This is a genomic window from Pseudomonas sp. B414, assembly GCF_055408445.1.
On sequence record NZ_JBUZTQ010000051.1, the window covers coordinates 18,345 to 27,981 of the forward strand.

Below are 9,637 nucleotides of genomic sequence, written 5' to 3' on the forward strand. Positions count from 1 at the left end.
GCGGATCAAGTCTCTGACTGACGGTCAAAAATTGGCCGCATCAGTCCCGTAACGTGATTTTTCAGAACCCTTCGAGCACGATCTTGCCCTTGGACTTTCCGCTTTCCAGCAGCGCGTGGGCGCGGCGCAGGTTGGCCGCGTTGATGCTGCCAAAGTGCTCGCCGACGGTGGTGCGCAAGGTGCCCGCATCGATCAGCTCGGCGACGCGATTGAGCAAGTGATGCTGCTCGATCATGTCCGGGGTTTCGAACAGCGAGCGGGTGTACATAAACTCCCAGTGCAGTGACAGGCTCTTGCGCTTGAGCTTGGTGATATCCAGCGCCTTGGGGTCGTCGATCAGCGCCAGTTTGCCCTGTGGTGCCAGGGCTTCGACCAGTTGATCCAAGTGTTGATCGGTTTGCGTCAGGCTGGCCACATGGGTCACGGCATTGACCCCGTGATGCTTGAGCTCTTCGCTCAGCGGCTGGCTATGGTCAACCACGATATCGGCGCCTAGTTCACGCACCCAGCTTTGGGTCTCAGGGCGAGATGCACTGCCAATCACCTTGAGTGCCGTCAGTTGGCTGGCCAGTTGCGTCAGGATCGAGCCAACGCCACCGGCTGCGCCGACGATCAGCAGGCTTTGTTGTTCGTCGGTTTTGCCTTCGCTCACACCAAGACGCTCAAACAACAGCTCCCAGGCCGTGATGGCAGTCAATGGCAAAGCCGCAGCCTGGGCGAAGTCGAGGCTTTTTGGCATATGCCCGACGATCCGCTCATCAACCACATGGCGCTCGCTATTGCCCCCGGCGCGGGCGATGGAGCCTGCGTAAAACACCTTGTCGCCGACTTTGAACAGGCTGACGTCGCTGCCCACAGCCTTGACCACGCCGGCAACATCCCAGCCCAGCACTTTGGCTGCATCGGCCTCGGGCTGGACGTTCTGGCGCACTTTGGTGTCCACCGGGTTGACGGAGATGGCTTTCACCTCGACCAGCAAATCCCGTGGGCCGGCAACCGGCTCAGGCAATTCGATATCTTGCAGGGCCAACGGGTCCTGGATCGGCAGCGAATGGTAGTAGGCGATAGCTTTCATGGGGCACGTCCTGAAAAAGGGTAAGAATCTGGTGCTGATGATTCGCTATTTCATAGAACGGTAAAACCGGCTAAAACAGCAGTCTCTTTCAATATTATTTTGATAATTGCCGAGTGAACTCTGAATGCTGCGTTTCGATGACCTGCAATTGTTTGTTCGCGCCGCCGATTTGGGCAGTCTGTCGGCGGCTGCGCGGGTGATGGACCTTTCGCCCGCAGTGGCCAGTGCGGCGCTTAAACGGATAGAAGCGCAGTTGGGCGCGCGGCTGCTGGCACGGTCAACCCGCAGCTTGCGCCTGACAGCTGAGGGCGAAGGCTTTCTCGAATATGCGCGTACGGCTCTGGCCAGTCTTGATGAGGGGCGGCGCTTGCTGGCTCGCGGGCAGGATGAGGTCAGCGGGGTGTTACAGCTGTCGGCACCTTCTGACTTCGGGCGCAATTTGCTGCTGCCCTGGCTGGATGAGTTTCAGCGTGAGCATCCGCAATTGACCGTGCGGCTGTTGTTGGGTGATCGCATTGCCGATTTGTTTCGCCAGCCTGTGGATATCGCCCTGCGTTACGGCGAACCGGAAGACTCCAGCCTGGTGGCGTTGCCGGTGGCCCCGGACAATCGTCGGGTGCTGTGCGCGTCCCCCGCCTACCTGGCACGCCACGGTGAGCCGCGTCAGCTCGAACAACTGCTGCAACACAATTGTCTGCTGTACATGCTCGGCACACGGGTTCACGACCATTGGCAATTCAATGATGGCAAGCGCGAGCTGGGGCTGACGGTAAGTGGCAATCGCTTTAGTGATGATGCTGATGTGGTGCGCCTGTGGGCGGTGGCCGGCGAGGGTATTGCCTACAAGTCGTGGCTGGATGTGGCGGGGGATGTACAGGCCGGGCGGCTCAAGGTGTTATTGCCGGAACTGGTGTGTGAGCGGGCGCCTCTGAACTTGCTGTGCGGGCACCGTGCGCAGTTGAGCAAACCGGTGAAGCTGTTGCGCGACATGCTCAGTGAGCGATGCGGGGTGTTGTCCCGTACCCGTACGACACCATAGGCTTGCTGTGGGAGCGGGCTTGCTCGCGAGGCAGGCGGCGCGGTGAATCTGCTTGACCGCAGTGCTGCCATCGCGGGCAAGCCCGGCCCCCACAAAAGCCTGTTCCCACAGGCAGGAGTGCAGGTCTTACGGCTTGACCAACCGCGCATCCAGACCATTTTGCGCCAGGCGCGTGGCCTGGTCCTGGGTCATGCCCAGATCGGTGTGCAGCGCGTGGAAGTTCTCGGTCATATAGCCGCCAAAGTAGGCCGGATCATCGGAGTTGACCGTGACTTTTACGCCGCGCTCAAGCATCTCGAGGATGTTGTGCTGCGACATATGATCAAACACGCACAGCTTGGTGTTGGACAGCGGGCATACAGTCAACGGGATTTGCTCGTCGATGATGCGCTGCATCAGCCGTTCGTCTTCAATGGCACGCACGCCATGGTCGATACGCTGGATCTTGAGCAGGTCCAGAGCTTGCCAGATGTACTCCGGCGGTCCTTCTTCACCAGCGTGGGCAACGGTCAGGAAGCCTTCGTCACGGGCACGGTCGAATACGCGCACGAACTTGCTCGGCGGGTGGCCCATTTCTGAACTGTCGAGGCCAACAGCGACAAACGCATCGCGAAATGGCAGGGCCATATCGAGGGTTTTTTCCGCTTCTTCTTCGCTCAAGTGGCGCAGGAAGCTCAGGATCAGGCCGCTGGTGATACCCAGCTGCTGCTCGCCATCCTTAAGTGCGCTGGCAATGCCGTTGAGCACGACTTCGAACGGAACACCACGGTCGGTGTGGGTTTGCGGGTCGAAGAAGGGTTCGGTGTGAATGACGTTCTGGGCCTTGCAACGCAACAGGTAGGCCCAGGTCAGGTCATAGAAGTCCTGAGAGGTGCGCAGTACGTCGGCGCCCTTGTAGTAGAGGTCGAGGAACTCTTGCAGGTTGTTGAAGGCATAGGCCTTGCGCAGGGTTTCAACGTCGTTCCAGGGCAGGGCGATCTTGTTGCGCTCGGCCAGCGAGAACAGCAACTCGGGTTCCAGGGAACCCTCGAGGTGCATGTGCAGTTCAGCTTTTGGCAGGGCGTTCAGCCAGTCGTACATATAAGGTTTTCTCATCAAATCGGGTGCAGATGGCGACATTCTACAGGTGGGAGGGGTCACATTTTGTAAAATCCCCTCCGCCATTTGTCGCAGGCCGCTTACCAGGGAATGGTCTGCCCCTTGTAGTCGATAAAGTGATGGCCGCCTTTACCGGCAAACGCCTTGACCTGTTCCACCAGGCCGCGAGTACTGGTTTGGACATCAATGTCGGCACCTTCGCCGCCCATATCGGTTTTTACCCAGCCTGGGTGCATGGAGAGCACGGTCGGGTTGTTGTCACCCAGTTCATACAGCACAAAGGTATTGGTCATCGAGTTGAGTGCCGCTTTGCTGGCCTTGTAGAGGGCCATTTCGGGGGCGTCAGGTTGGGTGACACTGCCAAGTACTGAACTCATAAATGCCAATACGCCACTGTCTTTACGGATTTTGCTGACAAATTCCCGGGCCAGATTGATCGGCGCTACGCTGTTGGTGAAAAACAGCTGCCCCACCTCGGCCAGTGTTGCGTTACCGGACAACTGGTCTTCCGGGCCTTTGACCCCGGCATTGATAAACAACAAGTCGAAGACTTGATTGTGCAATGTAGCGCTCAAGGCCTTGATGGCCTGGCGATTATCCATGTCCAGTTGTTCGATGCGTACCGGCCCAAGAGCCTTCAGGGCATCGGCTTTTAGTGGATTGCGCACCGTTGCGGTAACGGTCCAGCCATCGGCAAGCAACTCCTTGACCAGACCCAGACCCAGGCCACGTGAAGCTCCGATGATCAGTGCGTTTTTTGCTGTCATGAGTAGCGTCCTATAGAAAGGTGATATGAGTTGGTTAAAAAGCGTACAAGTGCCTCAAGGCCACAGCACACATGGGCTGTGGCGGGGTGTGCTCAGGTTATCCACAGGTGGGTGCACAGTGACTGTGGGCAACTATGGATGCCGGAAAGTAGCATTTTTATTGGCTCGCCTCGACAGCGCGGCGCTGCAGCAGAATTCTGCCGCGACTGAGGTCCGCCAATTGCTGTTGCGCAGGTGCAATCTGTTCTTCACCTAACGCCAGTTGCAGGTCAACGCCATTGGCGGTGAATGCTTCGTCGATAATCAGACCGTTCAGTTCGCCCAGACGCAGTTTGACCAGCGCCAGTTCGCTGAAGCTGCAGGAGCAGGTGAGGGCGACGCGGCTGATCAAAGGCAGTTTTTCGGCATTTTGCAGGCATTTGTTGGCGCCACCACCATAGGCCCGAGCCAGCCCGCCAGTGCCCAGCTGGATACCGCCATACCAGCGGATAACCAATACCGCGACCTGATCGCAGTCCTGGGCCTCGATCGCCGAGAGTATCGGGCGCCCCGCAGTGCCGCCGGGTTCGCCGTCATCACTGCTGCGGTACTGATCCCCGAGTTTCCATGCCCAGCAATTGTGCGAGGCATTCAGATCACTGTATTGCACGATAAATTCGAGGGCCTGCTGGGCGCTGGTGATGGGCGCGGCAAAGGTGATAAAGCGGCTTTTACGGATTTCTTCGCGGTACTCGCAAAGCCCCGTGAGTGTCGAAGGCATGTCGGTTCCAGGCTTAGACTGTGGGCGTCAGGCCGCAGCCTTTGAGAATGATACGGATCAGGTTGTCGCAGGCCGCTTGCATATCCTGTTTGCTCAGGTGCTTGCGCCCCGTAACGCGGCAAATTTGCGTCGAAAAGTCAGCATAATGCTGGGTGCTGCCCCACAGCAGGAAAATCAGGTTTACCGGGTCGACCGGGTCCATCTTGCCTGCCTCTATCCAGGCCTTAAAAACGCCAGCGCGACCTTGAAACCAGGCCCTGTAGTCTTGAGTGAAATACTCGGTCAGGCAGGCGCCACCGCTGATGATTTCCATCGCAAATACTCGCGATGCCTGGGGTTGCCTGCGAGAAAATTCCATTTTGGCGCGGATGTACTGAGTCAGGGCTTGAGCCGGGTCGTCTTCAGCGCTCAATGCGTTGAAGGTGCGGTCCCATAGCTCGATGATATTGCTGAGCACGGCGATATAGAGGCTTAGCTTGTTGGTGAAGTAATAATGCAGATTGGCTTTTGGCAGCCCGGCACTCAGGGCGATGGCGTTCATGCTGGTGCCCCTGAAGCCATGGCGGGCAAATTCATCCTCCGCGGCCTTGAGAATGGCCTCTTCGTTTTTCTGCCGGATACGGCTGGGAGGCTTGCCGTCATGGGCAGGGACTTCAAGGGTCATGGGCGCTCCGGGCAATCTGTGTATATAGCGGATTTTTTCACGTTAACGCGTCGCTTCCAGGCTCTCAAGGAAACTTTCCAGGACCAGATGCGGGCGCCGACCTTTGCGTGTCACTGAGGCCAGGCTCAAATCGTAGAAACGCGTCTTGGCCTTCAGCGCGCGCAAGCGGCCCTGCTGAACCCACAGGCTGGCGTAATGGTCGGGCAGGTAACCGATATAGCGCCCGGTCAAAATCAGAAAGGCCATGCCTTCGCGGTCCGATGCGCTGGCGGTACAGTTAAGCGCCTGGTAGTGGGCCTGAATATCCGAGGGCAGGCGAAAGGTCGGGGCGATGGCATCCTGAGCGTTCAGTCGCTCATCCTCCAGTTGCCGATCGTCGACATAAAACAACGGATGGCCCACTGCGCAGTACAGCAGCGAGCGCTCGCTGTAGAGCGGCTGGTATTCCAGCCCGGACAAGGTGCTGGCCTGGGGCACCACGCCCACATGCAGGCGGCCGTCGAGTACACCCTGCTCAACTTCATGGGGCGAGATCATCCTGATATGAATCTGCACATCAGGCCCGCGCTCCTTGAGTTGGGCCAGAGCATGGGTGATACGCATATGGGGCAGGGTGACCAGGTTGTCGGTCAGGCCAATGGTCAGTTCACCGCGCAAGTGCTGGTGCAGGCCGTTGACCTCGGTACGAAAACTCTCAAGTGCACCGAGTAATTGCAGCGCGGACTGATAGACCTCACGCCCTTCTTCTGTCAGCGAAAAGCCCGCCCGCCCACGTTGGCACAGGCGCAAACCCAGGCGCTGTTCAAGATCACTCATTTGCTGGCTGATGGCCGAGCGGCCGATGCCCAGCACCGTCTCTGCGGCCGAAAAGCCACCGCACTCCACTACGCTGCGAAAAATGCGCAGCAACCGAATATCAAAGTCGCTGACCTGGGCCAGTGCATCGGGACGACGGCTGCTCATAGTTTAGTGAACGCCTAACTAAAGGTTAGAAGAGTTGGATTTCATCGACTTTATAGGCGTGGCAACTTAGGTGCAACAACGCTTTCAACATCCCACGCCGCTTTTGCCTTGCGAGGTTTTGCTGATGAACATGCCCGAGAATGCCGAATTGAACCTGACCAGCCAGCTCAAGCTGGATGCTCACTGGATGCCTTACACCGCCAACCGTAACTTCCACCGCGATCCGCGTTTTATCGTGGCCGCCAAAGGCAGTTACCTGACGGACGATAAGGGTCGGCAAATCTACGATTCGTTGTCAGGTCTTTGGACTTGCGGCGCAGGGCATACCCGTACAGAAATCCAGGAAGCCGTGGCCAAGCAATTGGGCACCCTCGATTACTCGCCGGCGTTTCAGTACGGCCACCCGCTGTCCTTCAAGCTGGCAGAGAAAATTACCGAGCTGACCCCGGGCAACCTCAACCACGTGTTCTTTACAGACTCGGGTTCGGAGTGCGCGGATACGGCAGTAAAGATGGTGCGTGCTTACTGGCGCCTGAAAGGGCAGTCGAGCAAAACCAAGATGATTGGCCGTGCGCGTGGCTATCATGGGGTGAACATTGCGGGCACCAGCCTGGGTGGGGTGAACGGCAACCGTAAACTGTTTGGCCAGGCGATGATGGATGTTGATCACTTGCCGCACACACTGCTGGCAAGCAACGCATTTTCTCGCGGTATGCCGGAGCTGGGCGGGATTGCCCTGGCGGATGAGCTGCTCAAGCTGATCGAACTGCATGATGCATCGAATATTGCCGCAGTCTTCGTAGAGCCGATGGCCGGTTCTGCCGGTGTACTGGTACCGCCTCAGGGTTATCTGAAACGTCTGCGTGAAATCTGCGATCAGCACAACATCCTGTTGGTATTCGATGAAGTGATCACCGGGTTTGGTCGTACCGGTTCGATGTTCGGTGCCGACAGCTTCGGTGTGACACCTGACTTGATGTGTATCGCCAAGCAAGTCACCAACGGTGCGATTCCGATGGGTGCCGTGATTGCGACCAGCGAGATTTATCACACGTTCATGAATCAGCCGACGCCTGAGTACGCGGTTGAATTCCCGCACGGCTATACCTACTCGGCTCACCCGGTAGCCTGTGCTGCGGGTCTTGCGGCGCTGGACCTGCTCCAAAAAGAGAACCTGGTACAAAGCGTGGCTGAAGTCGCACCGCATTTTGAGAATGCATTGCACGGCTTGAAGGGTGTAAAGAACGTCATCGATATTCGTAACTATGGCCTGGCGGGTGCGATCCAGATTGCGCCACGTGATGGCGATGCGATTGTGCGTCCGTTCGATGCTGCGATGAAGCTGTGGAAAGCTGGCTTCTACGTGCGCTATGGCGGTGACACCCTGCAATTCGGGCCAACCTTCAACAGCAAGCCGCAAGACCTTGATCGTCTGTTCGATGCGGTCGGCGAAGCGCTGAATCAGATCGACTGATCCTTCTATATATAGAAGCGACACTTATTGCACTCACCCAGGCGCGCAGCGTTCGCGCCTGTGGACAACTTTCTGGAGCACCCATGAGCACCATTCAACACCTGATCAATGGCGAGTTGCTGAACGATTCCGGCCGCACCGCTGATGTATATAACCCGTCCACCGGTAAAGTGATCCACCAGGTTCCCTTGGCCAGCCGTGAAACCATCCAGCAGGCGATCGATGCGGCCAAGGCAGCCTTCCCGGCATGGCGTAATACTCCGCCTGCCAAGCGTGCCCAGGTAATGTTCCGTTTCAAGCAGTTGCTGGAGCAGAACGAAGCACGCATCTCGCAGTTGATCAGCGAAGAGCACGGCAAGACCCTCGAAGATGCCGCAGGTGAACTGAAGCGTGGGATTGAGAACGTCGAGTACGCATGTTCGGCTCCTGAAATCCTCAAGGGCGAATACAGCCGTAATGTAGGGCCGAACATTGATGCCTGGTCGGACTTCCAGCCACTGGGCGTGGTTGCAGGGATTACGCCTTTCAACTTCCCGGCTATGGTTCCGCTGTGGATGTACCCACTGGCGATCGTGTGCGGTAACTGTTTCATTCTTAAACCGTCGGAGCGTGATCCAAGCTCGACGCTGTTGATCGCTCAGCTTTTGCTGGAGGCAGGTTTGCCTAAAGGCGTGATGAACGTGGTGCACGGCGACAAGTCGGCGGTGGATGCACTGATTGAAGCGCCGGAAGTCAAAGCATTGAGCTTTGTGGGCTCAACCCCGATTGCCGAGTACATCTACGCCGAAGGCACCAAGCGCGGCAAGCGCGTACAGGCGCTGGGCGGGGCGAAGAACCATGCGGTGCTGATGCCGGATGCCGATCTGGATAACGCAGTCAGCGCACTGATGGGCGCTGCGTATGGTTCGTGCGGCGAGCGTTGCATGGCTATTTCGGTCGCCGTGTGCGTGGGCGATCAGGTAGCCGACGCCCTGGTGGCCAAGCTGGTTCCGCAAATCAAGGCACTGAAAATCGGTGCGGGTACTTCGTGCGGTCTGGACATGGGTCCTCTGGTGACCGGTCAGGCGCGAGACAAGGTCAGCGGTTATGTCGACGATGGCGTCGCAGCCGGCGCCGAGTTGGTGGTTGATGGTCGTGGGTTGAGCATCAAGGGGCATGAAGAAGGCTTCTTCCTGGGTGGCTGCCTGTTCGATCGCGTAACGCCTGAAATGCGCATCTATAAAGAAGAGATCTTTGGGCCAGTGTTGTGCATCGTGCGGGTCAAGAGCCTGGAAGAAGCAATGCAACTGATCAATGATCACGAATACGGTAACGGTACCTGCATTTTTACCCGTGATGGTGAAGCGGCCCGTTTGTTCTGTGACGAAATCGAAGTGGGCATGGTGGGGGTTAACGTTCCGTTGCCAGTACCTGTTGCCTACCACAGCTTCGGCGGCTGGAAGCGTTCGCTGTTTGGTGACCTGCATGCCTATGGCCCGGACGGCGTGCGCTTTTACACGCGTCGCAAGGCAATCACTCAACGCTGGCCGCAACGTGCCAGCCATGAGGCGTCGCAGTTTGCTTTCCCGAGCCTGTAAGGAGCGCGATAGCTCTATATAGAAGAAGAGAGGCCAGCCGCCAGGCTGGCCTCTGCTTTTGCGGTGCTTTTAAGGCTTTGTGACAGAAATGTGAAACTAGTGCTTGACCCAGAATTCCAACGGCCTATAATTCGCCCACTTCCGGCGCAGTCGAAACGGAAAACTCCTTGAGTTTCAATGAGTTGGATTGGTTTTCGGCAGTGTCAGCTTCAAGTCATCG

General features: G+C 57.6%; 9 protein-coding genes. 3 read left to right on the top strand and 6 right to left on the bottom strand.

The genetic code is table 11. The features are described 5' to 3' along the window. Window positions 1-61: 61 nt before the first annotated feature. A complete protein-coding gene (locus ACZRMH_RS24535) occupies window positions 62-1,075 on the bottom strand; it encodes a zinc-binding alcohol dehydrogenase family protein (RefSeq protein ID WP_464015649.1) in 1,014 nt (337 codons plus the stop codon). Between the two features lie 124 nt (window positions 1,076-1,199). On the opposite strand from ACZRMH_RS24535, the gene ACZRMH_RS24540 reads away from it, so the two are divergent. Next, window positions 1,200-2,114, top strand: a complete 915-nt coding sequence (locus ACZRMH_RS24540) for a LysR family transcriptional regulator (RefSeq protein ID WP_464015650.1) — start codon at window positions 1,200-1,202, stop codon at window positions 2,112-2,114. 126 nt (window positions 2,115-2,240) lie between these two features. Here the strand turns inward: ACZRMH_RS24540 and ACZRMH_RS24545 are convergent, their stop codons facing one another. From ACZRMH_RS24545 to ACZRMH_RS24565, 5 genes are all read right to left on the bottom strand, one after another. Continuing rightward, window positions 2,241-3,194: an adenosine deaminase gene (locus ACZRMH_RS24545; protein ID WP_464015651.1), complete on the bottom strand. Its 954-nt coding sequence runs from the start codon at window positions 3,192-3,194 to the stop codon at window positions 2,241-2,243. Window positions 3,195-3,292: 98 nt separating this feature from the next. After that, complete coding sequence (locus tag ACZRMH_RS24550; RefSeq protein WP_464015652.1) at window positions 3,293-3,979, bottom strand: SDR family oxidoreductase; 687 nt, start codon at window positions 3,977-3,979, stop codon at window positions 3,293-3,295. Window positions 3,980-4,136: 157 nt separating this feature from the next. After that, on the bottom strand, window positions 4,137-4,739 hold the full coding sequence (locus ACZRMH_RS24555; RefSeq protein ID WP_464015653.1) for an IMPACT family protein: 603 nt from the start codon (window positions 4,737-4,739) through the stop codon (window positions 4,137-4,139). Window positions 4,740-4,752: 13 nt separating this feature from the next. Continuing rightward, window positions 4,753-5,403: a TetR/AcrR family transcriptional regulator gene (locus ACZRMH_RS24560; protein ID WP_464015654.1), complete on the bottom strand. Its 651-nt coding sequence runs from the start codon at window positions 5,401-5,403 to the stop codon at window positions 4,753-4,755. A 42-nt stretch (window positions 5,404-5,445) separates the two neighbouring features. Then, on the bottom strand, window positions 5,446-6,366 hold the full coding sequence (locus tag ACZRMH_RS24565; protein WP_464015655.1) for a LysR family transcriptional regulator: 921 nt from the start codon (window positions 6,364-6,366) through the stop codon (window positions 5,446-5,448). A 124-nt stretch (window positions 6,367-6,490) separates the two neighbouring features. On the opposite strand from ACZRMH_RS24565, the gene aptA reads away from it, so the two are divergent. Both aptA and ACZRMH_RS24575 read left to right on the top strand, forming a co-directional pair. Further along, window positions 6,491-7,840: an omega-aminotransferase AptA gene (gene aptA, locus ACZRMH_RS24570; RefSeq protein ID WP_464015656.1), complete on the top strand. Its 1,350-nt coding sequence runs from the start codon at window positions 6,491-6,493 to the stop codon at window positions 7,838-7,840. Between the two features lie 83 nt (window positions 7,841-7,923). Next, window positions 7,924-9,417 (top strand): CoA-acylating methylmalonate-semialdehyde dehydrogenase, encoded by a 1,494-nt coding sequence (locus tag ACZRMH_RS24575; protein WP_464015657.1) that lies wholly within the window; start codon window positions 7,924-7,926, stop codon window positions 9,415-9,417. Window positions 9,418-9,637: the final 220 nt, after the last annotated feature.